Origin of the sequence: Enterobacter cloacae complex sp. CARB60 (genome assembly GCF_036487345.1) — a bacterium.
Taxonomy (GTDB): Bacteria; Pseudomonadota; Gammaproteobacteria; order Enterobacterales; family Enterobacteriaceae; genus Enterobacter; species Enterobacter asburiae_D.
In genome coordinates this window covers 2598284-2622007 of sequence record NZ_JAZKLC010000002.1, presented here as the reverse complement: position 1 = coordinate 2622007, position 23724 = coordinate 2598284, and the positions used below count along the sequence as shown (strand labels likewise).

General features: G+C 54.7%; 23 protein-coding genes and 1 pseudogene. 10 read left to right on the top strand and 14 right to left on the bottom strand.

Translation table 11 applies throughout. From position 1 onward, the window contains the following. Window positions 1-27: 27 nt before the first annotated feature. On the bottom strand, window positions 28-1203 hold the full coding sequence (manA, locus tag V4835_RS13430) for a mannose-6-phosphate isomerase (protein WP_331412468.1): 1176 nt from the start codon (window positions 1201-1203) through the stop codon (window positions 28-30). A gap of 199 nt (window positions 1204-1402) precedes the next feature. On the opposite strand from manA, the gene fumA reads away from it, so the two are divergent. Both fumA and fumC read left to right on the top strand, forming a co-directional pair. Then, window positions 1403-3049: a class I fumarate hydratase FumA gene (fumA, locus tag V4835_RS13425; RefSeq protein ID WP_121423513.1), complete on the top strand. Its 1647-nt coding sequence runs from the start codon at window positions 1403-1405 to the stop codon at window positions 3047-3049. Between the two features lie 180 nt (window positions 3050-3229). Beyond that, window positions 3230-4623: pseudogene (fumC, locus tag V4835_RS13420) on the top strand (class II fumarate hydratase). Here fumC and tus read toward each other — a convergent pair. The 3 genes from tus to V4835_RS13405 all read right to left on the bottom strand — a co-directional run bounded on the left by tus (window position 4624) and on the right by V4835_RS13405 (window position 7239). Then, window positions 4624-5553 (bottom strand): DNA replication terminus site-binding protein, encoded by a 930-nt coding sequence (gene tus, locus V4835_RS13415; protein ID WP_331412467.1) that lies wholly within the window; start codon window positions 5551-5553, stop codon window positions 4624-4626. It lies immediately after the preceding pseudogene. Between the two features lie 73 nt (window positions 5554-5626). Continuing rightward, a complete protein-coding gene (rstB, locus tag V4835_RS13410) occupies window positions 5627-6925 on the bottom strand; it encodes a two-component system sensor histidine kinase RstB (RefSeq protein WP_331412466.1) in 1299 nt (432 codons plus the stop codon). A gap of 29 nt (window positions 6926-6954) precedes the next feature. Beyond that, on the bottom strand, window positions 6955-7239 hold the full coding sequence (locus V4835_RS13405) for a tyrosine-type recombinase/integrase (protein WP_331412465.1): 285 nt from the start codon (window positions 7237-7239) through the stop codon (window positions 6955-6957). Window positions 7240-7315: 76 nt separating this feature from the next. On the opposite strand from V4835_RS13405, the gene V4835_RS24420 reads away from it, so the two are divergent. The 5 genes from V4835_RS24420 (at window position 7316) to V4835_RS13390 (ending at window position 10690) form a co-directional block, all read left to right on the top strand. Then, window positions 7316-7525, top strand: a complete 210-nt coding sequence (locus tag V4835_RS24420) for a DUF968 domain-containing protein (protein WP_071994055.1) — start codon at window positions 7316-7318, stop codon at window positions 7523-7525. Window positions 7526-7603: 78 nt separating this feature from the next. After that, window positions 7604-8059 carry a VRR-NUC domain-containing protein gene (locus V4835_RS24415; RefSeq protein ID WP_442877325.1) on the top strand — a complete coding sequence of 152 codons (456 nt, stop codon included), beginning with the start codon at window positions 7604-7606 and terminating at the stop codon, window positions 8057-8059. Window positions 8060-8098: 39 nt separating this feature from the next. Then, window positions 8099-8821 (top strand): DUF4062 domain-containing protein, encoded by a 723-nt coding sequence (locus V4835_RS13400; RefSeq protein ID WP_331412464.1) that lies wholly within the window; start codon window positions 8099-8101, stop codon window positions 8819-8821. Window positions 8822-8967: 146 nt separating this feature from the next. Next, a complete protein-coding gene (locus V4835_RS13395; RefSeq protein WP_331412463.1) occupies window positions 8968-9414 on the top strand; it encodes a hypothetical protein in 447 nt (148 codons plus the stop codon). Between the two features lie 155 nt (window positions 9415-9569). Next, a protein-coding gene (locus tag V4835_RS13390; RefSeq protein WP_331412462.1) for an IS3 family transposase occupies window positions 9570-10690 on the top strand; the annotation gives its coding sequence in 2 pieces (ribosomal slippage) (window positions 9570-9828 and window positions 9828-10690; 1122 coding nt in all). Between the two features lie 103 nt (window positions 10691-10793). On the opposite strand, the gene V4835_RS13385 is transcribed toward V4835_RS13390, so the two are convergent. Both V4835_RS13385 and rstA read right to left on the bottom strand, forming a co-directional pair. Beyond that, the gene (locus tag V4835_RS13385) at window positions 10794-11054 is read right to left on the bottom strand and encodes a hypothetical protein (RefSeq protein WP_331412461.1); all 261 of its coding nucleotides are present in this window, start codon (window positions 11052-11054) and stop codon (window positions 10794-10796) included. 250 nt (window positions 11055-11304) lie between these two features. After that, a complete protein-coding gene (gene rstA, locus V4835_RS13380; protein WP_063143057.1) occupies window positions 11305-12021 on the bottom strand; it encodes a two-component system response regulator RstA in 717 nt (238 codons plus the stop codon). Between the two features lie 128 nt (window positions 12022-12149). Between rstA and V4835_RS13375 the strand changes: the two genes are divergently transcribed. Further along, entirely contained in the window at window positions 12150-12485 is a 336-nt protein-coding gene (locus V4835_RS13375) for a GlpM family protein (RefSeq protein WP_063142993.1), read from the top strand. Here the strand turns inward: V4835_RS13375 and folM are convergent. The 3 genes from folM to ydgH all read right to left on the bottom strand — a co-directional run bounded on the left by folM (window position 12482) and on the right by ydgH (window position 15755). After that, the gene (gene folM / locus V4835_RS13370) at window positions 12482-13204 is read right to left on the bottom strand and encodes a dihydromonapterin reductase (RefSeq protein WP_121423518.1); all 723 of its coding nucleotides are present in this window, start codon (window positions 13202-13204) and stop codon (window positions 12482-12484) included. The genes V4835_RS13375 and folM overlap by 4 nt on opposite strands. 39 nt (window positions 13205-13243) lie before the next feature. After that, the gene (locus V4835_RS13365; protein ID WP_331412460.1) at window positions 13244-14626 is read right to left on the bottom strand and encodes an amino acid permease; all 1383 of its coding nucleotides are present in this window, start codon (window positions 14624-14626) and stop codon (window positions 13244-13246) included. A 184-nt stretch (window positions 14627-14810) separates the two neighbouring features. Further along, window positions 14811-15755, bottom strand: coding sequence for a DUF1471 family protein YdgH (gene ydgH / locus V4835_RS13360; protein WP_024909331.1), 945 nt, complete (start codon window positions 15753-15755; stop codon window positions 14811-14813). A gap of 535 nt (window positions 15756-16290) precedes the next feature. On the opposite strand from ydgH, the gene pntA reads away from it, so the two are divergent. Continuing rightward, a complete protein-coding gene (gene pntA / locus V4835_RS13355) occupies window positions 16291-17820 on the top strand; it encodes a Re/Si-specific NAD(P)(+) transhydrogenase subunit alpha (RefSeq protein ID WP_121423520.1) in 1530 nt (509 codons plus the stop codon). 10 nt (window positions 17821-17830) lie between these two features. After that, complete coding sequence (pntB, locus tag V4835_RS13350; protein WP_063142995.1) at window positions 17831-19219, top strand: Re/Si-specific NAD(P)(+) transhydrogenase subunit beta; 1389 nt, start codon at window positions 17831-17833, stop codon at window positions 19217-19219. 123 nt (window positions 19220-19342) lie between these two features. Here pntB and uspE read toward each other — a convergent pair whose 3' ends face one another. From uspE to abgT, 5 genes are all read right to left on the bottom strand, one after another. Next, window positions 19343-20293: a universal stress protein UspE gene (gene uspE, locus V4835_RS13345; protein ID WP_023335478.1), complete on the bottom strand. Its 951-nt coding sequence runs from the start codon at window positions 20291-20293 to the stop codon at window positions 19343-19345. Between the two features lie 109 nt (window positions 20294-20402). Next, on the bottom strand, window positions 20403-20585 hold the full coding sequence (locus V4835_RS13340; RefSeq protein WP_014883604.1) for a hypothetical protein: 183 nt from the start codon (window positions 20583-20585) through the stop codon (window positions 20403-20405). A 146-nt stretch (window positions 20586-20731) separates the two neighbouring features. Then, window positions 20732-21484 carry a fumarate/nitrate reduction transcriptional regulator Fnr gene (fnr, locus tag V4835_RS13335; RefSeq protein ID WP_006174991.1) on the bottom strand — a complete coding sequence of 251 codons (753 nt, stop codon included), beginning with the start codon at window positions 21482-21484 and terminating at the stop codon, window positions 20732-20734. A 183-nt stretch (window positions 21485-21667) separates the two neighbouring features. Then, window positions 21668-22183, bottom strand: a complete 516-nt coding sequence (gene ogt / locus V4835_RS13330) for a methylated-DNA--[protein]-cysteine S-methyltransferase (protein ID WP_331412459.1) — start codon at window positions 22181-22183, stop codon at window positions 21668-21670. Between the two features lie 10 nt (window positions 22184-22193). Beyond that, a complete protein-coding gene (gene abgT / locus V4835_RS13325; protein ID WP_063142997.1) occupies window positions 22194-23720 on the bottom strand; it encodes a p-aminobenzoyl-glutamate transporter in 1527 nt (508 codons plus the stop codon). Between the last annotated feature and the right edge of the window lie 4 nt (window positions 23721-23724).

Sequence of the window (23724 nt, the reverse complement as noted above, 5' to 3'; positions counted from 1 at the left end):
AGAGTTGTTAAAAAATTCAGTAAGTGCTTAAAGCTTATTGAAAACGCGCGCCAGGCGACCGGTGCCGCTTACGCTAACCGGAGACTCATTGGCTGCAACGAATGCTGACTCACCGGGCTTAAGCACCAGACGCTGTTCGCCTTTGTGCAACGTCGCTTCGCCCTCCACGCAGAACAGGATTGCCGCGCTCTCCTGCGCAATGGCGGTTTCGGCCTGGCTCAGGTCGTGCAGGGAGAAGGCAAAATCTTCAACCGGAATCGGGAAGTCCAGCTCTGCGCCGTTTTTCACCGGCTGAGTCAGCAGCTCCGCGGCAGGTTTCGCCACGAACTTCACGTTGGCAACCAGCTCAGGAATATCGATGTATTTCGGCGTCAGGCCCGCGCGCAGCACGTTGTCGGAGTTGGCCATCACCTCCAGCGCCACGCCCTGCAGGTAGGCGTGCGGGGTTTCAGCGAACAGGAACATCGCTTCGCCCGGGTTCAGCTTCACTACGTTCAGCAGCAGAGGAGAGAACAGGCCGCTGTCGTCCGGGTAGAATTCGAAAATCAGGCGGATGGTCTCCCACGGTTCACCTTGCTGGCTGTCCAGGGCCGCTTTCAGCACCGCCAGCGCGTGAGATTTCTCTTCACCCTGCATATTCAGCAGGCTGGCAAACAGCTGGCTCAGCGCCTCTGCGTTCGGGTTTTCGAGGAAGTGGGCGATAGCCTTGTTGGCACCCGCGACCGGTTGCAGCAGAGAAATAATCTCTGAAAACTCGCGGAACGCGTTCATTGCCAGGAACGGGGTCAGCGCAAAGACCAGCTCCGGCTTGTGGTTAGGATCTTTGTAGTTACGCTCGGCGGCGTCTAACGGGATACCGGCCGCGTTCTCTTTTGCAAAGCCAATTTCAGAGGCTTTCTTGTTCGGGTGAACCTGGATGGAGAGCGGCTGGTCGGCGCACAGCACCTTGAACAGGAACGGCAGTTCGCCGAAGCGGTGAGCGACTTTGTCACCCAGCAGCGCGGCTTTATCGGCATCAATTACGTCACGCAGGCTGCGTACCTGGCCGCTGGCGTCTTCAATTTTTGAGCTGCTCTTCGGGTGTGCCCCCATCCACAGTTCTGCCATCGGCAGGTTGTTCGGGTTCGCGATACCGTAGAGATCCGTTAACGCAGTTTTACTTCCCCAGGCGTAGTTTTGCACTGAGTTAATGAGTTTTTGCATTATCAAGCCCTGATTCAATTGTGGAATTAACTCCGGGTATTAAAGCAATAAACCTCATGGAAGTAACCTGTGGATGTAAAAAGTCGTACTAGTCTCAGTTTTTGTTAAAAAATTGTGTAGGATAAGCTGACTCGCTTTTAAGCCGGGCAGCGGAACATCTGCCCTGAATAAACAGACCGAAGCAGTAAGTGAGATACCAATGTCGAATAAACCCTTCCATTATCAGGATCCTTTCCCCCTCAGTAAGGATCGGACCGAATATTACCTGTTAACCCGCGATCACGTCTCCGTCTCCGAGTTTGAAGGACAAGAGATCCTCAAGGTAGAACCGCAGGCGCTGACGCTGCTGGCGCAGCACGCTTTCCACGACGCCTCGTTTATGCTCCGTCCTGCGCACCAGCAGCAGGTCGCCGATATCCTGAGCGACCCGCAGGCCAGCGAAAACGATAAATACGTTGCCCTGCAGTTCCTGCGTAACTCAGACATCGCCGCGAAAGGTGTTCTGCCAACCTGTCAGGACACCGGCACGGCGATCATTGTCGGTAAAAAAGGCCAGCGCGTCTGGACCGGCGGCGGTGATGAAGCGGCCCTGGCGCACGGCGTCTACAACACTTACACCGAAGATAACCTGCGCTACTCGCAAAACGCGGCGCTGGATATGTACAAAGAGGTCAACACCGGCACCAACCTGCCTGCACAGATTGACCTCTACAGCGTCGACGGTGACGAGTACAAATTCCTCTGTATCGCCAAAGGCGGCGGTTCTGCCAACAAAACCTATCTCTACCAGGAAACCAAAGCGCTGCTCACTCCGGGCAAGCTGAAGAACTACCTGGTTGAGAAGATGCGCACCCTCGGCACCGCGGCGTGCCCGCCGTACCATATTGCCTTCGTGATCGGCGGTACGTCGGCTGAAAGCACGCTGAAAACCGTCAAGCTGGCCTCAACCAAATACTATGACGGTCTGCCTACCGAAGGTAACGAGCACGGCCAGGCGTTCCGCGACGTACAGCTTGAGCAGGAGCTGCTGGAAGAGGCGCGTAACCTGGGCCTCGGGGCGCAGTTTGGCGGCAAATACTTTGCCCACGACGTGCGCGTGATCCGTCTGCCGCGTCACGGAGCCTCCTGTCCGGTCGGGATGGGCGTGTCCTGCTCTGCGGATCGCAACATCAAGGCAAAGATCAACCGCGAAGGCGTGTGGATCGAAAAACTGGAAAACAACCCGGGCAAATACATTCCGGAAGAGCTGCGTAAAGCGGGTGAGGGGGAAGCGGTTCACGTCGACCTGAACCGTCCGATGAAAGAGATTCTGGCGCAGCTTTCGCAGTATCCGGTCTCGACCCGTCTCTCCCTGAACGGCACGATTATCGTGGGCCGCGACATCGCGCACGCGAAGCTGAAAGAGCGTCTGGACAACGGCGAAGGGCTGCCGCAGTACATTAAAGATCATCCGATCTACTACGCCGGCCCGGCGAAAACGCCTGAAGGCTATGCCTCCGGTTCGTTAGGCCCGACCACGGCAGGCCGCATGGACTCGTACGTTGACCAGCTGCAGGCCAACGGCGGCAGCATGATCATGCTGGCGAAAGGTAACCGCAGCCAGCAGGTGACGGACGCCTGCCACAAGCACGGCGGCTTCTACCTCGGCAGTATCGGCGGCCCGGCGGCGGTGCTGGCGCAGGGCAGCATCAAGAGCCTGGAGTGCGTGGAATACCCGGAACTGGGTATGGAAGCGATCTGGAAAATTGAAGTGGAAGACTTCCCGGCGTTTATCCTCGTGGATGACAAAGGTAACGACTTCTTCAAACAGATCCAGTCGTCCCAGTGTTCGGCGTGTGTGAAGTAAGCTAAACAGCCGGGTGGCGGCTGCGCCTTACCCGGCCTACGTGTTCGGTAGGTCGGGTAAGCGTCAGCGCCACCCGACGCCAAAAAGAGCGCACAAAGCGCCATATCGTTTCCCAGAAGTCATCAATACTTATCCCTTAAGCATGTGAGCAATCCCTCTTTTGTTATCAAGGAGAAAGTAATGACCACGGTACGCCATGAGAAAGACTCGATGGGCGCCATCGACGTCCCGGCCGACAAGCTTTGGGGCGCGCAAACCCAGCGTTCGCTGGAGCATTTCCGTATCTCAACTGAAAAAATGCCCGTCTCGCTGATTCAGGCGCTGGCGCTCACCAAACGCGCAGCCGCTAAAGTGAACCAGGATTTAGGCCTGCTGACGGCAGACAAAGCAACCGCCATCATCAACGCCGCCGACGAAGTGCTGGCGGGTAAGCATCCCGATGAATTCCCCCTCGCCATCTGGCAGACCGGTTCCGGCACCCAGAGCAACATGAACATGAACGAAGTGCTGGCGAACCGGGCGAGCGAACTGCTGGGGGGCGTGCGCGGCATGGAGCGTAAGGTCCATCCGAACGATGACGTCAACAAAAGCCAGAGTTCCAACGATGTCTTCCCGACGGCGATGCACGTGGCGGCGGTGATTGCTATCCGCGAGCAGCTTATTCCGCAGCTTAACGTGCTCAAATCCACGCTCAACGAGAAAGCGCAGGCCTTCCGCGATATCGTTAAAATTGGCCGTACCCACCTGCAGGACGCCACGCCGCTGACGCTCGGCCAGGAGATTTCCGGCTGGGTGGCGATGCTGGAACATAACCTGAAGCACATTGAATACAGCCTGCCGCATCTGGCGGAGCTGGCGCTCGGTGGGACGGCGGTCGGGACCGGGTTAAACACCCATCCAGAATACGCGGTGCGCGTGGCGGAGGAGCTGGCAAACATCACCGGACAGCCGTTCGTCACGGCGCCCAATAAATTTGAAGCGCTGGCGACCTGCGATGCGCTGGTCCACACCCACGGCGCGCTGAAAGGGCTGGCGGCCTCGCTGATGAAAATCGCCAACGACGTGCGCTGGCTGGCCTCGGGTCCGCGCTGCGGCATCGGTGAAATCAGCATTCCGGAAAACGAGCCGGGCAGCTCCATCATGCCGGGTAAAGTCAACCCGACCCAGTGCGAAGCCATGACCATGCTCTGCTGTCAGGTGTTGGGCAACGACGTGGCCGTCAACCTGGGCGGTGCGTCCGGCAACTTCGAGCTGAACGTCTATCGCCCGATGGTGATCCACAACGTTCTGCAATCGATTCGTCTGCTGGCGGACGGGATGGAGAGCTTTAACGAGCACTGTGCGGTAGGGATTGAGCCGAATCGCGAGCGTATCAGCCAGTTGCTCAATGAATCGCTGATGCTGGTGACGGCGCTGAATACCCATATCGGCTACGACAAGGCCGCCGAGATCGCTAAAAAGCGCATAAAGAGGGGCTGACGCTGAAAGACTCCGCCCTGGCGCTGGGCTATCTCACGGAGGCAGAGTTCGACGCCTGGGTTCGCCCGGAGGCAATGGTCGGCAGCCTGAAATAATCAACCCGCCACATACAGGTGCAGCCGCGGAATAATCAGCTGCAGCGGCTGCGCCTGAGGCCTGTAACGGTGCTGGACGTTGTCCGCATCGTAATTCAAAAGCTCACCAATATCCGGCACGATGGCCCCCTGATCGGCATCATAAAACGCAATCAGCGGCGTCGGACAGGCATACTGAACCTGTTTTTGCTGACCGGAATACCAGACGCGGGCGATAGGCTGCACCTTCACCGGGCGCTTTATCTTGAGGCGCGTGTCCGCAGGAAGCGAGGCGATGCTGTGATACTCCTGCTCCAGGCGCTCAATCCACTGTTCACGCGACCACGGTGCGACGGTGCGCGGCGTCTTCAGGCTTTTTTCCAGCTGCGCCAGAATCTCATCCCGGGTGAAGTTTTTAATGATGTGCTTATTCGCCCAGCCGAAGCGCAGCGTGGCGGGGTGACGCAGTACCGTTAGCGTGCGATAGGCGTTCAGGGTAATCAGCCCCGGAAGCTGGCGGTGCACCCATTCAAACCGGGCGGCAGGGGCGAGGCCGGACTCCTCGGTGATGATCTTTTCAAAAGCCGCTTTCAGGGTGTTGATATGGGTAATCTGGCTTTCCAGCGCGTCGCGCGTTGTCGCATCGGTTTGCAGGCAGATCACGCCGGGCAGACGTACGGCCGCCTTACTGCTGCGGTTTTCTGACTGCTGCTGGATAAACAGGCGGCGATAGTGCTTCAGCGCCAGCTCAAGGGCGGCGCTGCCGATGTGCTGTTCAACCTCGATGGCGTCCAGCGGGTCGTGCTCGGCCCCTTTAGCCACCTCGGGCAGGGTAAAGACGCGCGCGGCCAGCAGGCGGCAGGTCTGCAAACGTTCGGTCAGGGTCAGGAGCTCGTGTTCTATTTCCCGAAACGTGCCGTTCAGCCGTTCGAGGAGATCGTATGTGGCCATAAGCACTCTCATTAGTTACAACATACTTATCATATAGCACAGCACGCCGGGTCAGGCCAGCGTGCGGTTGAGGTCAGGCAGGGACGGGAAGGGAGATGTTATGGTACACCGGCCAGCTAAAGCAGAAGCGCGCGCCGCCGAGCTCGCTCTCTTCGCAATGCACCGTGCCGCCCATCGCCTGCGCGATAGAGTAGACAATCGCCAGCCCCAGGCCGCATCCGCCGGTGGCTCGATCGCGGCTGGGGTCGAGGCGGACAAACGGTTCAAACACGGTTTCTCGCGCTTCCGGGGCGATCCCCGGACCGTCATCCTCCACCGTCAGGCTGGCCTGATTGCCCTGCAAATCCAGCCCAATCTGTAGCGTACTTTCGCTGTAGCGCATGGCGTTGTTCATCAGATTGTCCAGCACGCGCTCCATCAGGCGCATATCGAGCGCGCCGTAATCACCCGGCGTGACGCGCGTTAACAGCGTGCGCTGCGGATTCACGCTCTGAACGTCATCGATGTGGGTTTGCAGCCAGGCGGGCAGGTCCGGCGTGCTGAGGTTCAGTTCGTTTTGCGGACGATCGAGGCGCGCGTAGGTCAGCAGCTCCTCAATCAGCCCTTCAAGCTGGCCAATATCGCGGTTCAGGGCCTGAGACTCCGCTTCCGTCAGATTCTCGCTCATCTCCAGACGATAGCGCAGGCGAACCAGCGGCGTGCGCAGCTCGTGCGCAATCCCGTCGATCAGCTGCTTCTTACTGGCGATAAGGGCATTGATGTTATCGGCCATCTGGTTAAAGGCCACGCCCAGACGTTCAAAACTGGAACCGCTGTCGAAGTGGATACGTTCGGTAAAATGCCCCTCGCCAAAACGCTGCGCGGCGGATTCCAGTTTCAGCATGTCCTGCCAGTGTGGGCGCATCCAGATAAAGACCGGAAACGCGAGCGAAATGGCGATAAAGGCCATCAGCGCCATGTCCAGCAGACGCATCTGGTGCAGATAATAGAGATAGGGCACCGGCCCGACGGCCAGCACGTAATGGCTGCGCGGAATTCGCTGGATAAAGGTGTATTTCTCATCCAGCGCGACGATGTCCCCGTCGCGCAGACGCTGCATGGCGGGCGGATCCAGCTCAAAATCTTTTAACGGCTCGATGCGTAAATCGAACGACAGGTTCAGATCCAGCTCTTTGAGGGTTTTCGCCCAGTCGTGCGGCGGGATCTCTCTCAGCTCGCTGCGCATCAGATAGAGCGAGCTTTTCATCAGATCGTCCAGCGACTGCCTGCCCGCACGTTCGGCGGTGAATTTATAGACCAGCCCGACCAGCATGGTCATGACCAGGAAGCAGACAAACAGCAAAAGATAAAACTGCACAAACAGCTTTTTCATTAAATATCACCGGATGATCAATGTGTTAGCTACTGCGCGTCTTCCTCTGGGGGCACCAGGGGGACACTGCTGTATCCGCCGATACGATGGTTAAGAATTTCAATCTGGTCACCATCAAGCGCGTTTATCCAGGCAGAGTACACTGTATAAATCATTTCTGCATTCTCATGGCCCATCTGGCTTGCAATAAACGCAGAGTTGGCTCCAGCAGAAAGCATCCAGCATGCGTATGTATGCCGTGTTTGATATGGACGTCTGCGACGCACACCTGAACGGCGAATCGTGATGTTCCAGAGAGAGCTGATCGAATTCACCGAGTAGTTCGCTTCTGTTGTTGAAGAGGCGCCAGTAATAACTCTTTCCGTTGTTGCCGACGCGCCACCGCAATATATGCGTCGCCCCAAAATACCGCGCTGGGAGTGTCAGCAATATACGGATTGGGTAAAAACTTTGCTGTGTTGTGGCTGCTGGAAGCCGGGTGATGATCCCCATCATATGATTGGTTCCGGGTTCGGCGGGACCGGCACGAAGGCTGGAGACTTCCATGTTATGCCGATGTGCCGCATTTGCCACAGAGAGTTGCACGAGAATGTGTTGTAGTGGGAACGCCAGCACGGCAGCCATCTCGAGCACATCTTTCGGTTGCAGCATCGCGCGCTGGGACTCGGCGTAATCGTAATGGGAGGCGTATGCAGAACGCTATCGATATGCTGGCCGCCATCGGCAGCAAAGGTTATGCCCACGGCAAAAGGTGCGCGTCGTGTACACGGGAATGCTGAGTTACTGGCGCAGGAAGCTTTAATTCAGTGGGCTGGCCTGACAGTCATTAATGGGTGTCGGATAGGTGACTATCTGGTGCACGTTCCGAACGAGGGGAAGCGTGGCCCGATCGCTGCCAGCGAGTTTAAGCGTGCCGGCGGCAGGGCGGGATACCCTGACCTGATTCCGGATCTGCCTTCCGATAAATGGCACGGCCTGCGCATCGAGATGAAAGCGAAAGGGGGAAAGCCTACGGGCACTCAGTTAGAATGGATCGAGCGACTTCGTGGCGTCGGGTACCGAGCTGAGGTTCGCTATGGGTTTGATGAGGCGAGACACCTTATCATTAGGTATCTTAAAATGAGTTTAGGGTGAATGTTTTGCCGAATTAGTGCACAGCAAAAGGATAATGAAATGGCTAATAATGTGAGATACCAGATTTTCGTTAGTTCTACTTACACCGATTTATTCCCCGCACGGAGGAAGGTGACAGAACACATTCTGAGTATGAACCACATTCCAGCGGGTATGGAAATGTTCAGTGCAAGCGGAAGACAACAATGGAATACCATCAAAAAAGCCATAGATAATAGTGATTATTACGTTTTAATCGTAGGTGAACGTTACGGAAGTATATCCGAGGAGGATGGTGTAAGTTACACAGAAAAGGAATTTGATTACGCAAGACAAAAAAATATACCAACACTATGTTTTCTGCCTGGTAACTCATTTACCACAACTAGAGAAAATAGAGAGTCCGAACCGTTAAAAATAAAAATGCTTGAGGATTTTAAAAAGAAAGTATTAGATAATCAGTTATGTGCTTTTTGGGAGAGAGAGGACGAGTTAATTCAAAAAATCTCAACGGCATTATACAAAATATTCACTGAAGAACCAGGGGTGGGCTGGATAAGAGGGGATGCTTCTGATCCGGAAGTTCTAACAAAACTTGTTAAGGTTATGGAAGAGAATAATAACCTTCGTGAAAAAGTGCGGCTGTTAGAGGCTGAAAAATTAACCAATAAACCAGAATTGTCTTTTCTAATAAATGGGCATGATAATGCTCTGGGTGCATTAAATATAGTCCTTCCAGAGTTAGATTCCGAAGTTTTTCTTACGATTCAGTTAGGCCTTTAACACATGCCGACATACCATTCGAATTACGCAGGTATGTCAACGAGGCAGACTTAGTAGTCTATAATGAACAATTACCTGAAGATAGCGAGGTTGAAACCTATCTCGATTCAATCCAGTTTTATTTATTCGCAAAAAATAATTTACCAGTGTTCACTATCAGTAATACATCCGTTACAAAAGCTAACAATGTTAGTATTCGTATCCATCTACCCGATGGACTGATTGCATTATCAACAAGCGATATGGATGATTATGAAGTGCCAGCACTTGGTTTACCAAAGAATCCAATTGATGAGGCGGCAAGAAAAAGGAATGCTGCATTTCAAACTAGAGATTTTGGTTTTTTTCCTCTGATTGGGAACACTCGCCGTAGCATAAATATTCCCGATTTTTCCAAAAGAGACCTTTATATTGAAGGCAAGGATTACATTGAGGGTGGATTAAGATATGTTAGGCAAAATACTATTGATGAAATGAGTGCTGATATACATCTTCTTCCGCTAAAGCGGGGTACATTCACTGTGAAAGTTTCAATATTGTGTGATGAATTTCCTGACTGGGAAACTACGGATATTCTAATATCAGTAAAATAATTTGCTTGATGAATGAGACGAGAGGTTCGTCTCATTCATCAAAGATTAGAGTTTATAACTATTTTATTTCATATTTTGCAATCTTGACCTACTCCCCGTTGATTAATACACCCCGATGTTAGTCATGTCTTCATAAGCCACATGAGGACATCCCCATGAAGAAGCGTTTTTCCGACGAACAGATCATCAGTATTCTTCGCGAAGCGGAAGCCGGAGTTTCTGCCCGTGAGTTCTGCCGTAAGCACGCCATTTCCCATGCCACTTTCTACACCTGGCGCAAGAAGTTTGGTGGCATGGAAGTTCCTGAGGTGAAGCGGCTTAAATCTCTTGAAGAGGAGAACGCCCGCCTCAGGAAGCTACTTGCCGAAGCCAGGCTGGATAAGGAGGCACTTCAGGTGGCTCTGGGGCGAAAGTACTGACGACAGGCCAGAAGCGGGAAGCCGTTAAGTTTATGTGTGATGCGACCGGTCTGTCGCAACGTCGTGCCTGCAGGCTTACAGGTTTGTCCCTGTCGACCTGCCGCTATGAGGCTCAGCGTCCGGCAGCTGATGCGCATTTATCAGGGCGCATCACTGAGCTGGCACTGGAGCGCAGGCGTTTTGGCTACCGCCGCATCTGGCAGCTGCTTCGTCGGGAGGGCCTTCACGTCAATCACAAGCGGGTATACCGTATTTACCACCTTAATGGACTGAGCGTAAAACGCAGACGACGCCGTAAAAGGCTGGCAACCGAACGGTTTCCGCTTCTGCGCCCGGATGCGCCGAACCTGACATGGTCGATGGATTTCGTTATGGACGCACAGGCCAACGGTCGGAGGATCAAGTGCCTGACCTGTGTGGATGATTTCACGAAGGAGTGTCTGACAATCACCGCTGCTTTCGGTATTTCAGGCGTTCAGGTCACGCGTATTCTGGACAGTATCGCGCTGTTTAGGGGCTATCCGGCGACAATAAGAACCGATCAGGGTCCGGAATTTACCTGCCGCGCGCTCGATCAATGGGCCTTTGAGCATGGTGTGGAACTACGGCTTATCCAGCCAGGTAAGCCAACGCAGAACGGATTTATTGAGAGTTTTAACGGACGCTTTCGCGATGAGTGTCTGAATGAGTACTGGTTCAGCGATATTCTTCATGCCCGGAAAACGATTAATGACTGGCGGCAGGATTATAACGAGTGCCGTCCCCATTCATCGCTGGATTACCAGACACCAGCTGAATTCGCAACGGACTGGCGAAACAGGAAATATGAAGAAAAACCAACCGACATTACTAACTGAAGGTTGTATCTAATCCTGGGAGCAGGTCAATATATGAAAAAACCACGGTGTTTTCATATCTCTTTAGCGTGTGGAAAGCGTCATCTCTGTTGGGTAGAGCGCACTATATCGCGTGCGCACTTCTTTTTACCTTGGCGATGAGCGTTTCCGTTACGGCCAGTCCTTCCGCAATGTGCATATCAATCACATCGGCCCCAAATTCGTTAATTAAATCCAGGAGAATTTCGTAAGACTGGATGAGTTCAAGGAGATCAAAGAGCGCTTTCCGATCGGCGCGTGAGGGGGAGGAATGGCTAAGCGCTGCCTGATTAACAATCCATTCAAGATTGGTTTTGATGGCTTCGACCTGACTGTAGCTATACATATTTCATGGGCTTAAATCCTCATATCAAGATTTTATGGGAGAGGTATCGTGAGAGCTTCACGGTGAAAATGAGTAAAACGGTCGCATGAGCGGGGCGAGCTGAAAAAAGGAGAGTCGAGAAGGTAATTATGGAATAGTTCGCGTGCTTAGCAAGTCAATTGTTGCGCAAACGTAAAAATAAACGCGCGAAAGAAGGGCATCGTCGCGCAATGCCTTCATTTCGCGCAGGTTATCTTATCGGGAGACGCGATCAGGTTTCCCACGCATGTGGGGCAAACAGGTAGCCCTTATTACGTACGGTTTTAATGCGGTAGGGCTCGGTAGCGTTATCCTGCAGCTTTTTGCGCAGGCGCGAAATCGCCACGTCAACGCTGCGGTCCATTCCGTCATAGCTCACGCCACGCAGGTTTTTCAGCAGCGCGTCGCGGTCCATGATTTGCCCGGCGTGCGTTGCCAGCTCCCACAGCAGGTCAAAATCCGCGGTGGAGAGGGCGATAAGCTCGCCAGAGAGCAGCACCTGGCGGTTAATGGGGTCAATAGACAGCGTACCGAAGCGCATCGCTTTGTGCGGCGTCAGGGACGGCGCGGGCGCTTCGCGTTCGATGCTGGCGTGCTGGCGCAAATGCAGGCGCAGGCGTGCAAGCAGGACGGCAGGCGGTGTGGTTTTCAGAATGTAGTCATTGGCACCCATCTCCAGCGACAAAATGTGGTTCATATCGCTGTCCAGTGAGGTGAGCAGGACGATAGGTCCCTCCCACTGGGCGCGCAGGTCACGGCAGAGCGTCATGCCGTCTTTGCCTGGCAACATGATATCCAGCAGCACCAGATCCGGGTTTTCACGGACGACCACCTCTTCGGCACGATCGCCGCGAGGTTCAACAATGACGTCCATATCATGTTTACCCAGATACGCGGCGATCAGTTGCCCGACTTCGGGTTCGTCTTCAACATAAACAATCTTATTCATACAGCGTCTGTTTTCGTGAAAAAAGCCAACATACACCGCGAAACCTTAACCTTCCATTAATCTTTCAAAATTAACGCCGGTTCCGTTATTCTGGCTCATATTGTGAGTTGATTATTCCAGGGAAAAATATGGGACTGGTGATCAAAGCCGCGCTGGGCGCGCTGGTGGTGTTACTGATTGGCGTTCTGGCAAAAACGAAAAACTACTATATTGCCGGGCTAATTCCGCTGTTTCCGACCTTTGCGCTGATTGCTCACTATATTGTGGCTTCTGAACGGGGCACGGAAGCGTTACGCACGACCATCGTGTTTGGCATGTGGTCTATCATTCCGTATTTTCTGTACCTGCTTTCGCTGTGGTATTTCACCGGTTTTCTGCGTCTTCCCCTGGCGCTGAGCGGGGCGGTTGTCTGCTGGGGACTCAGCGCCTGGGTGTTAATTTTCTTCTGGAGCCGCTTTCACTAGCGCAGCGGTCGGCCGCCGTCCACGGCAAAGGTTCTGCCGGTGACGTAGCAACTGGTGAGCAGGTAATCCACAAGGTCGATGACCTCTTTCTCGCCCGGGGCGATTTTCATGAGCGACTTATTCAGCGCCTGCTGGCGATACTCCGCATCATCGTTTTCGTTAAACAAAATCATCGCCGGGGCGATGGCGTTCACCTTCACCTCGGGCGCGAGCTTGCGGGCAAACGAGCGCGTCATGTTATCCAGCGCGGCTTTGCTGGCCGCGTAGGCGATGTGCTTGTCGCTTCCGCGCTCCACCACATAATCGGTAAAGTGAATAATATCGCCCGCAGCGTGCCCATGACCGCGCAGAAGATCCTGCAGGGCGTGGTTGAGCAGATAAGGGGCATTTACGTGGATCTGCAACATGGCGGAGAGCGTTTCGCTGAGAGACGTACCGGGTTTTTCGGCACGCCATGCGCTGGCGTTATGGATCACGGCGCGCAGCCCCGTCGTGGTGGATTTCACCTCTTCCGCGAAAGCCAGAATGCCTTCATCGGTTGAAAAATCAGCTTGGATGCAGACAGCACCGGCTTTGCGTAACCCTTCAATCGACGGGTATTCCGTACGGTAGCTGACAATGACCGGATGGCGAAGGTTGAGAAAGTGATGGGCGAGGGCGAGGCCGATACGGCGGCCTCCGCCGGTAATCAGTATTGGGCGAAGCGGTGCATTTCCCATCGTATTCTCCTTAACAGTTCAACAATGGGAAAGGCGATGCTATCCCATTAACATCCAGGTTGCCGGTAGGGCAGCAACCAGTAGCAGTCCAATTAATGCCATCTCACGGCGTTTCAGCGCGTTCTCCAGCTGATGCGTGCGGCGGGCGTAGATAAACACCAGCAGACCCGGTGCGTACAGCACTACCGACAGCAGCAGATGCATAGGTCCGGAAGCATACAACAACCACAGGCCGTAAATACAGGCTCCGACGCCCACGACATAATGCGCAGAGCGTGTGGCAATTTTTAACAGATACGCACCCACTAAGAAATAGGGTACCAGAATCATCTCCGAGGCGATGGTCAGCAGGGTGTTATAGTCAGAACCTGTGAGCCAGATCAGCACCAGACAGACCTGAACGCTGATGTTGGTCAGCCAGAGTGATGCCGACGGCGCGCTGTTTTGGTTTTGACGGGCAAACAGGCGTGGAAACGCCTTGTGCGTCGCGGCCAGGAACGGCACTTCAGCCGCCATGATGGTCCAGCTCAGGTAAGCGCCGCAGACGGAGACGATCAGCCCTGCGGCAATCACCACATCGCCCCAGGGGCCGAGCATTTTCACCATCAGGCCTGCCATTGACGGGTTACGCATTTCCGCCAGCTCAGGACGCGCCACCACGCCCAGCGACAGCAGCGTCACCAGCAGATAGACCCCGAGCGCAGCCAGTACGGCCAGCAGCGTAGCGCGGCCCACATCGCGTTTATTCCGGGCCCGGGCAGAAACCACGACCGCGCCTTCAACGCCGATGAACACCCACAGGGTAATCAGCATCGTGTTTTTCACCTGCTCCCAGACGGGAACGCCCAGCGCAACGCCGCTGAAATCGAGCTTGAATACGTCCAGACGGAACGCAATAAAGGCCAGAACGATAAACAGCCCGAGCGGAACCAGTTTCGCCAGCGTCGCCACCAGGTTGATGCTGGCGGCCGTTTGTACGCCACGCAACACCAGCCAGTGGACGAACCACAGCAACACCGAGGCGCCCACAATAGACTGCCAGGTATTCCCGTCGCCAAAGAGGCGCAGCTCAGGCGTATCGGTAAAGAAACTGAGCGCCGAGAAGACGATAACCAGATAGGAGACGTTGGCGATAACCGCACACAGCCAGTATCCCCACGCGGAACAGAAGCCAATCAGCTCGCCGAAACCTTCACGCGCATAGGTGAAAATGCCGCCGTCCAGGTCCGGACGAATGCGGGTGAGCAGCAGCATGGCGAAGGCCAGCAGCAGTATTCCGACACCCGTAATGCCCCAGCCAATGATGAGCGCGGAAGGGCTGGCGACGGCCGCCATATTCTGCGGCAAACTGAATACGCCTGCACCCAGCATTGAGCTTAAAACGAGTGCAGTCAGAGCACTCAGGCCAAGTTTCTTTTCCATTGGCTTCCTGTTATGAAAGGTCAAAATCCAGAATAATTATTTCGCTCAGGCGCATAAAAATGGTGGATCACACTAAGGCGCGGGATTTTACGGAGTGTAACGAAAGCATGCAATGACGTGGGACAGAAATTCAAAAAAAGTAACAAAAAAGGCGGCATTGCGCCGCCTTTCGTAAACGATTTTGTTACTTGTACAGATCGGCGCTGATGGTCACGTTGTTACCACGTTCCTGCCACTGGCGGGTGATGTGGTAATACTTCGCCCCTTTCTTCGCCGCACGCTTCGCGACCTGGTAAGAGACTTCCGTCATGTTGCCGTAGTTGCCGGTAAACTTGATGCTGTCGAACGGCACCATCTGCGCGGCAGTGGCGTTGTTCAGCTCTTCAATTTTGGTACCGTCCGGCAGCGTAACGGAGTAACGGCCACCTTTCGTGGACTGCGTTTCAAAGAAACGGCCCACTTCAGCGCTTGGGGCAGCCGTCGTTGCTACGCCTGGAATTTCAACTTTCTTCGCTTCTTCGCCGCCTTTTGCTATTGCCGCGCGACCTGCTTCTGAATTCGCCGGGATGGCATCCGGGCTCTGCAGAACACGTTTTTTCGCATCTTTTTTATAGATGAACGCGGTAATACGCTGGTTGCCACCCTGGTTAGCATCGACCTGACGCACGATGAAGAAAGAGTAGGCCCCTTTCTCTTTCGCGGCTTTGGTGATGGCATCGTTCACTTCAGGCTGGCTGCGATAGAAGCCCTGAACGGTGACGGTGTCGTAAGGTTCCAGCTCAATCGCCTGATCTTTCGGCAGTTCAACAACACCGTTGATCACGCGGTTTTTCGGTGCGTCAGCTTTTGGCGCATTGTCTTTGAACAGCGCAATGGTCACGCGCTGGTTACCGCTGTTGCCGTAATCGGACTGGTCAACGACATAAAACGAGGCAGCCCCGTTTTTATCAGCAGCTTTTGATGCCGCGGCGACGGCGTCGCCAATAGAATTATAACGACCCACAATGACCGTATGGTCAAAAGGTTTTAACGCTGCCGCTTGCTCCGGCGTTAACTCTGTTGCGGCATTCGCAGACAGGGCGGTCGCGGAAAGAAGTGCGGACGCCAGGAGTGTGTTCTTAAGCTTCATAAAAATGATCCTTCGCCTTGCGCAAACCATGTACTGGTATTGTTGTTAATTTGAGACGGTCCCGATTATTGCATTTAAAACCCGTCGCTGTCTGCGCCATTTTTCACTGCCTGTGCTGACTGAATCACCAATTTCTATAACATTTAGTGATATGTTGAAAAAACACGCGTTTGACAAGTAAAACTGATAAAGCATATGACTTTTACAAGTTAATTTAATGTTAATAAGTTGTTCTCTTATGGCGCTATATCATGTTTTTACCGCTTCGCTTGCGCGATTTATCGGTTCTGGCAATGAATTTAAGGTAAATATCACTGTCAGTGACGCCGATCGCTTATTTTTCACAGATAAAGTAAGAAATAGTGTTTTCTGGCGGTAGATCGCGAGCGCTATTTTCAGTAGGTTATAGACAGTTTGTTACTGTTTTATTTTCCGGGGTTAATCATATTTCGTCGCTCGCGTGATGGCGAATATTGATACAAACCGCGGGCATTTATCGATAAACCATCATCAAAAACCGATGGAAGGGAAAACTATGCGTATTGGGGTACCAAAAGAACGGTTAGCCAATGAAACCCGCGTAGCGGCAACACCGAAAACGGTGGAGCAACTGCTTAAGCTGGGTTTTACGGTCGCGGTTGAAAGCGGCGCAGGCAAACTGGCGAGTTTCGATGACGAGGCCTTTATCCAGGCTGGCGCGGAAGTGGTCGACGGTGCCGACGTCTGGCAGTCGCCGGTGATTCTGAAGGTCAACGCACCGGAAGAGAGTGAGATTGCGCTGCTGAATCCGGGGACGACCCTGGTGAGCTTCATCTGGCCTGCGCAAAACCCGGAGCTGATGGAGAAGCTGGCGGCCCGCGGCGTGACCGTGATGGCGATGGACTCCGTGCCGCGCATTTCGCGCGCGCAGTCGCTGGATGCCTTAAGCTCCATGGCAAACATTGCCGGCTACCGCGCCATTGTTGAAGCGGCTCATGAGTTTGGCCGCTTCTTTACCGGTCAAATCACCGCCGCGGGTAAAGTCCCTCCGGCGAAAGTGATGGTGATTGGCGCGGGCGTGGCGGGCCTTGCCGCAATCGGTGCGGCAAACAGCCTGGGCGCTATCGTACGTGCCTTTGACACCCGTCCTGAAGTAAAGGAACAGGTCCAGAGTATGGGTGCCGAATTCCTTGAGCTGGACTTCAAGGAAGAGGCAGGCAGCGGCGACGGTTACGCGAAGGTGATGTCCGAAGCGTTTATCAAAGCCGAAATGGAGCTCTTCGCCGCCCAGGCGAAAGATGTCGACATTATTGTCACCACCGCGCTTATCCCGGGTAAACCGGCACCGAAGCTGATTACCCGTGAGATGGTTGACTCCATGAAGTCGGGCAGCGTGATTGTCGACCTGGCCGCCCAAAACGGCGGTAACTGTGAATATACCGTACCGAATCAGGTGACCACGACCGCGAACGGCGTGAAGGTGATCGGTTATACCGATCTGCCGGGCCGTCTGCCAACGCAGTCTTCTCAGCTCTACGGCACTAACCTGGTCAACCTGCTGAAGCTGCTTTGCAAAGAGAAAGACGGCAACGTCACCGTTGATTTCGACGATGTGGTGGTACGCGGCGTCACCGTCGTCCGCGAAGGTGAAATTACCTGGCCTGCGCCGCCTATTCAGGTTTCTGCTCAGCCTCAGGCGGCACCGAAAGCGGCGCCCGCGCCAAAAGAACCCGCCAAACCGGCTTCTCCGTGGCGCAAATACGCGATCATGGCGCTGGTAATTATTCTGTTCGGCTGGCTGGCTGACGTTGCGCCGAAAGAGTTCCTCGGCCACTTTACCGTCTTCGCGCTCTCCTGCGTCGTAGGCTACTACGTGGTGTGGAACGTCTCCCATGCGCTGCATACGCCGCTGATGTCGGTAACCAACGCTATCTCCGGGATCATCGTGGTGGGGGCGTTACTGCAGATTGGTCACGGCGGCTGGATCAGCTTCCTGAGCTTTATCGCGGTGCTGATCGCCAGTATCAATATTTTCGGTGGTTTCACCGTGACTCAGCGCATGCTGAAAATGTTTCGTAAAGGCTAAGGGGTAGCATATGTCTGGAGGATTAGTGACAGCCGCATACATTGTTGCTGCAATCCTGTTTATTTTCAGTCTGGCGGGGCTTTCCAAACACGAAACGTCTCAGCAGGGGAATAACTTTGGTATCGCCGGGATGGCGATTGCGCTGATTGCCACCATCTTTGGGCCGGACACCGGCAACGTGGCGTGGATCCTGGTGGCGATGATCATCGGCGGCGCGATTGGTATTCGCCTGGCAAAACGCGTTGAAATGACCGAGATGCCGGAGCTGGTTGCTATTCTGCACAGCTTCGTGGGTCTGGCGGCGGTGCTGGTGGGCTTCAACAGCTACCTGTATCACGAACCGGGCCTGGAACCGATTCTGGTGAACATCCACCTGACGGAAGTGTTCCTCGGTATCTTCATCGGTGCGGTGACCTTCACCGGCTCTATTGTCGCGTTCGGCAAACTCCGCGGGAAGATATCTTCTAAACCGCTGATGCTGCCAAACCGTCATAAGCTGAACCTGGCGGCGCTGGTGGTGTCGTTTGTACTGCTGGTGGTCTTCGTGCGTACCGAAAGCGTCGGTCTGCAGGTGCTGGCATTGCTGGTAATGACCATCATCGCGCTGGCGTTCGGCTGGCACCTGGTGGCGTCCATCGGCGGTGCGGATATGCCGGTGGTTGTCTCAATGCTGAACTCCTACTCCGGTTGGGCGGCAGCGGCGGCAGGCTTTATGCTGAGCAACGACCTGCTGATCGTCACCGGTGCGCTGGTGGGTTCTTCCGGTGCGATCCTGTCTTACATCATGTGTAAGGCGATGAACCGCTCGTTCATCAGCGTTATCGCCGGTGGTTTCGGGACCGATGGGTCTTCTTCCAGCGCGGATGAAGAAGTGGGTGAGCACCGTGAAATTTCTGCGGAAGATACCGCAGACATGCTGAAAAACTCGCACACGGTCATTATCACCCCGGGCTACGGCATGGCGGTGGCGCAGGCGCAGTATCCGGTTGCGGAAATCACCGAGAAGCTGCGCGCGCGCGGGATCAAGGTTCGCTTTGGTATTCACCCGGTGGCAGGGCGTCTGCCTGGCCACATGAACGTGCTGCTGGCGGAAGCGAAAGTGCCTTACGACATCGTGCTGGAAATGGATGAGATCAACGATGATTTCGCCGACACCGACACCGTGCTGGTCATTGGTGCCAACGATACCGTTAACCCTGCTGCACAGGACGATCCGGGTAGCCCAATCGCCGGTATGCCTGTTCTGGAAGTGTGGAAGGCGCAGAACGTGATTGTGTTTAAACGCTCCATGAATACCGGCTATGCCGGAGTTCAGAACCCGCTGTTCTTCAAAGAGAACACCCACATGCTGTTTGGCGATGCCAAAGCCAGCGTGGATGCGATTCTGAAATCACTCTGACAGGGTAAAGCCCGGTGGCGCAAGCTTACCGGGCCTACCAAACCCGTAGGCCGGGTAAGGCGAAGCCGCCACCCGGCAAAAAAAAACCGCCGGTTCCCCGACGGTTTTTTTTCATCTTACTGGTTAATCGTCTTCCGGGTCGTCCAGCTCAACCGGCGTCTGGTACTCATCCGGCTTAATGACCAGCAGGTCGCAGCGTAGGTGGTCGATCACCTGTTCGGCGGTATTGCCGAGGAACGCGGCAGAAATACCGGTCCGGCCAATGGTGCCCAGCACCACAATCCCCGCCTGCAGATGTTCCGCCAGGTCCGGGATCACCTCTTCAGGCAGCCCTTTTTCCACGTGGGTCATTTTCTCATCAATGCTGAATTTCTGGCGCAGCGCTTTCATGGCCAGCAGGTGCTGACCGCGGATCGCGTCGTTGTACACGCTCGGGTCAAATTCAGGCAGCTCAATGGCAATGTTAATCGGGGTGACCGGATAGGCGCCCACCAGATGCACTTCGGTATGATTCACCTGATCGGCAAGCTGGATGGTTTCCTTCACCAGCTTCTCGTTCAGCGAATTGTGGTAATCCTCTTCGCTCGCGAGGTTTACCGCGACAACGGCTTTTCCGCCTTCAGGCCACGGCTGGTCTTTCACCATCCAGACCGGGCAGGGGCATTTACGCAGCAAGTGCCAGTCGGTCGGGGTGAAAATTACGGATTCCAGCTTGTCGTGCTGGTGCGCCATCTTCAGCAGCAGGTCGTGCCCACCGGCGACAATCTCCTGGATAATGGCTTCGAAAGGTCGGTTATGCCAGACCACTTTAATATCAATGGGCACACCCGCTTCCAGGTAATACTTCGCCTGTTCACGGATCCACGCGGTACGCTGGCTGATGACGCCCTGACGCATAGCGGTGCGCTCGTCAGGCGACAGAAGGGTGGTCATCTCATACGAGAAGTCATAGATCGGCAAAAACGCTTTGATTTTGCCACCAATCCGTTGATGTAAATACACAGCACGTCGTAATGCTGGCTGATCGTCCTGATTCGGATCGATAGCTACCAGCATGTTTTGATACTTGGCCATACAGGTCTCCTTACTACTGTCACCACAGTCTGTAATTAAAAGAGTAACCTATATATCCTGAATGAAACAGAGGGGAGGTTTTACCAGATCAATAATTCATGAAAAATTATCAGAGGAAAAGTACCGTGGTCGTCACCGCGATAAACGCAATAAACAGCAGCACCATCACCGCTATTGCAAAGGTCGTGGAGTCCTGGACGTAGGTTTTTTCTTCCCCCTTCATCGGGCCAACAAGCATGATCCAGATGAAGATAAAGGTCACAGAGGCAATCACGACTGAAACGAAAAACAAACTTTCTCTCAATTCATAACCTCAACGAGAACCTTTCGGGCGCTGTGTGGGGACGTGCTGCGGTGAAAATATCTTGAAACGGATGTGATTATACCAGACCAATAAATCACAAGAATTTATCAGTCTGGTCATCAACAGGCGGGAAGTTACGCCACGTTGCGGGCGTGCCCGGCAAGAACGGCCAGCGCTTCACCGTTTTCGATAGTGATGTATTTACCCTTAACGGCCAGCATCCCGCTTTTCTGGAAACGGCCCAGCAGACGGCTGATGGTTTCCACGGTCAGACCCAGGTAGTTACCGATATCGCCACGCGTCATCGTCAGACGGAACTCACGCGGCGAGAAGCCACGCTCGGCGAAGCGGCGGGAGAGGTTGTAGATAAACGCGGCCAGGCGCTCTTCTGCATTCTTTTTGGAAAGCAGCAGGATCATGTCCTGATCGCCTTTGATCTCACCGCTCATCAGACGCATCATCTGCTGACGCAGGTTAGGCATCTTGCCGGACAGGTCGTCCAGGGTTTCAAACGGGATTTCGCAAACCATCGAGGTTTCGAGTGCCTGAGCAAAGCTCGGATGATGGCCCGTGCCGATGGCATCAAAGCCCACCAGGTCGCCCGCCAGATGGAAGCCGGTGATCTGCTCATCACCCTGTTCGGTGATGGTGTAGCTCTTGATGGTGCCAGAACGGATAGCATAGAGCGATTTCAGTTCGTCTCCCGCTTTAAACAGCGTCTGCCCTTTCTGAATAGGCTTTTTGCGCTCGATGATATTATCAAGCTGATCGAGTTCATGCTCATTCAGGGTAAACGGGATACAGAGCTGGCTGATGCTGCAATCCTGGCAATGGATAGCACAACCGCCAGACTGAATGCGTCGTATAATTCGCTTTTCCGGGATCATAGGTTTGCTCAAGCCTTAATTGATATTGGTCAATTTTAACATCTTTTTGGTAAGTACGTAAGCCTGACAAACCCTCAATAAGGACAAGAGACGGCAACGTGTCGCCATCTTCTTGAAATTCCACAGCTTGATTATGGATTTTTAGCCTAACCGGAAGAAAATTAAGCACTAAAAGCCTGGGAACTAAAGCAAGAGATACCCTTCGTGACGCAGCAACCACTCTTTGCGCTGCACGCCGCCGGCATAGCCCGTCATGGTGCCGTTGCGGCCAATGACGCGATGGCAGGGCACCACGATGCTGACCGGGTTGGAGCCGTTCGCGGCACCCACTGCACGTGCGGCCCCTGCGCGGCCTAGCTGCTCCGCAAGCTGGCCGTAATGCATAACCTGCCCGCACGGTATCGACCGCAGGGCCTGCCACACTTCGCGCTGAAAAGGCGTGCCTGCCGTGGCGGTCGGCAGAGTATCGATGATGCTGAGATCGCCTTCGAAGTAGGCTGCAAGCTTGTCGCTCAGTCCGCCCGGGTTGGCGGCGCGGATACGTTCATACCCCTGCGCGCGGTAGTGAACATGGAGCAGTTCTTCCATGCGGTCGCTGTGCTCTTCCCATTCGACGGCGCGCAGGCAGAACTGCTCGTCCGCGATCACCCACAGCGGCCCGAGCGGCGTCGCAATCTTGTCTTCGAGTAATCTCAGCATCCTTATTCCTTTAGTTCAGCCTCGGGTATATCCCCGGCCCAATCGGCAGGCCGACAAGATACCATGCCACCAGCATCACCAGCCATACCCCTAAAAAGATAAGCGGGTAGGGTAAAACCAGCGAATAGTAGGTACCCAGTTTGGCCTCCGGTTTATAGCGCTGCAGGAAGCCTAAAAACAGCGGAACAAACGGCGAAACCGGCGCCAGCGGAATCACCGAGGAGTCCGCGATGCGGAACAGGATCTGGGCAAACGCCGGATGGAACCCGAGCATCATAAACATCGGCACGAAGATCGGGGCCAGAATCGACCAGATGGCGGAGCCGCTGGCGATGAACATGCACAGCAGGGATGACAGCAGCGCCAGGCCGACAAACGCCGGTACGCCGCTTAATCCGGCCGCCTCCAGCGCGTCGGTCAGGCCCACGGCCATAAACTTGCCCATGTTGCTCCAGTTAAACATCGCCACAAACTGCGCCAGCGGGAACACCATCACGATAAAGCCCGCCATCTCCTTCATCGGCTCGATCATCAGCTGAGGCAGATCGCCCTGACGGCGGATTTTGCCGGTCGCGATGCCGTAGGCGAGCGAAACGACAAAAAAGAAGAGGATAATCAGCGGCACGATGCCCTGAATAAACGGCGACGGCAGGACGGTATGTTTAACCGGATCGCGCAATATGCCGTTTTCCGGCACCACCATCAGCGCCACTAGCGCGATAAAGGCCAGCGAGACCACGCCAGCCACGCGCAGGCCGAAGCGCTGCTCTTTGCTCAGGGTGTCCAGCTTTTCATCGCTACGGCCTTCCCATTTTCCCAGGCGCGGCTCGATGATTTTATCGGTAATCAGCCCGCCGACAATCGTCAGGACAATGACCGAGCAGGCCATAAAGTACCAGTTGTCGATCACGCTGACGTGCATTGCCGCATCAATGGTCTTCGCCGCCTCCGTGCTGATGCCCGACAGCAGCACGTCGGTGGTGACGATCAGCAGGTTGGCGGTGAATCCACAGCCCACGCCCGCAATCGCCGACAGCAGGCCCGCCACGGGATGACGCCCGACGGCGAGGAAAATCAGCGCCCCCATCGGCGGCATGATCACCAGCGCGGCGTCGGAGGAGATATGGCTGAAGAAGGCGATAAACAGCACCATATAGCTGGCGTAACGCGCGCTGACGTGCGAAGCCATCTTCACCATTAATGCGGGCAGCAAGCCAACGCGTTCCGCCAGCCCGGCGCCCAGCACCAGCGCCAGAATGGCGCCCAGCGGGGCGAAACCGCTGAAGTTTTTGATAACGTTCGGCAAAAACCAGTGCAGCCCGTCAACGCTGAGCAGGTTCTTTACCGCCACCAGGCTGCCGTCAGCCGGGCTGCGCACGCTCACGTCAAAGGCGGAGAGCACGGCGGTGGCGACCATTAAAATCACAATCAGATAGATAAACAGCAGGAAAGGGTGCGGCACTTTATTGCCGATCCTTTCAACCCAGCCATAGAGCTTACCGGATGGGGAATGCGAAGGTATGGATGACATACTCATGGGC

What these genes read in the sequence shown, in the direction of transcription:
- manA (WP_331412468.1), bottom strand. Translation starts at nt 1,203, where the DNA reads ATGCAAAAACTCATTAACTCAGTGCAAAACTACGCCTGGGGAAGTAAA.
- fumA (WP_121423513.1), top strand. Translation starts at nt 1,403, where the DNA reads ATGTCGAATAAACCCTTCCATTATCAGGATCCTTTCCCCCTCAGTAAG.
- tus (WP_331412467.1), bottom strand. Translation starts at nt 5,553, where the DNA reads ATGGCCACATACGATCTCCTCGAACGGCTGAACGGCACGTTTCGGGAA.
- rstB (WP_331412466.1), bottom strand. Translation starts at nt 6,925, where the DNA reads ATGAAAAAGCTGTTTGTGCAGTTTTATCTTTTGCTGTTTGTCTGCTTC.
- V4835_RS24420 (WP_071994055.1), top strand. Translation starts at nt 7,316, where the DNA reads ATGCGTCGCCCCAAAATACCGCGCTGGGAGTGTCAGCAATATACGGAT.
- V4835_RS24415 (WP_442877325.1), top strand. Translation starts at nt 7,604, where the DNA reads ATGGGAGGCGTATGCAGAACGCTATCGATATGCTGGCCGCCATCGGCA.
- V4835_RS13400 (WP_331412464.1), top strand. Translation starts at nt 8,099, where the DNA reads ATGGCTAATAATGTGAGATACCAGATTTTCGTTAGTTCTACTTACACC.
- V4835_RS13385 (WP_331412461.1), bottom strand. Translation starts at nt 11,054, where the DNA reads ATGTATAGCTACAGTCAGGTCGAAGCCATCAAAACCAATCTTGAATGG.
- rstA (WP_063143057.1), bottom strand. Translation starts at nt 12,021, where the DNA reads ATGAATAAGATTGTTTATGTTGAAGACGAACCCGAAGTCGGGCAACTG.
- V4835_RS13375 (WP_063142993.1), top strand. Translation starts at nt 12,150, where the DNA reads ATGGGACTGGTGATCAAAGCCGCGCTGGGCGCGCTGGTGGTGTTACTG.
- folM (WP_121423518.1), bottom strand. Translation starts at nt 13,204, where the DNA reads ATGGGAAATGCACCGCTTCGCCCAATACTGATTACCGGCGGAGGCCGC.
- V4835_RS13365 (WP_331412460.1), bottom strand. Translation starts at nt 14,626, where the DNA reads ATGGAAAAGAAACTTGGCCTGAGTGCTCTGACTGCACTCGTTTTAAGC.
- ydgH (WP_024909331.1), bottom strand. Translation starts at nt 15,755, where the DNA reads ATGAAGCTTAAGAACACACTCCTGGCGTCCGCACTTCTTTCCGCGACC.
- pntA (WP_121423520.1), top strand. Translation starts at nt 16,291, where the DNA reads ATGCGTATTGGGGTACCAAAAGAACGGTTAGCCAATGAAACCCGCGTA.
- pntB (WP_063142995.1), top strand. Translation starts at nt 17,831, where the DNA reads ATGTCTGGAGGATTAGTGACAGCCGCATACATTGTTGCTGCAATCCTG.
- uspE (WP_023335478.1), bottom strand. Translation starts at nt 20,293, where the DNA reads ATGGCCAAGTATCAAAACATGCTGGTAGCTATCGATCCGAATCAGGAC.
- fnr (WP_006174991.1), bottom strand. Translation starts at nt 21,484, where the DNA reads ATGATCCCGGAAAAGCGAATTATACGACGCATTCAGTCTGGCGGTTGT.
- ogt (WP_331412459.1), bottom strand. Translation starts at nt 22,183, where the DNA reads ATGCTGAGATTACTCGAAGACAAGATTGCGACGCCGCTCGGGCCGCTG.
- abgT (WP_063142997.1), bottom strand. Translation starts at nt 23,720, where the DNA reads ATGAGTATGTCATCCATACCTTCGCATTCCCCATCCGGTAAGCTCTAT.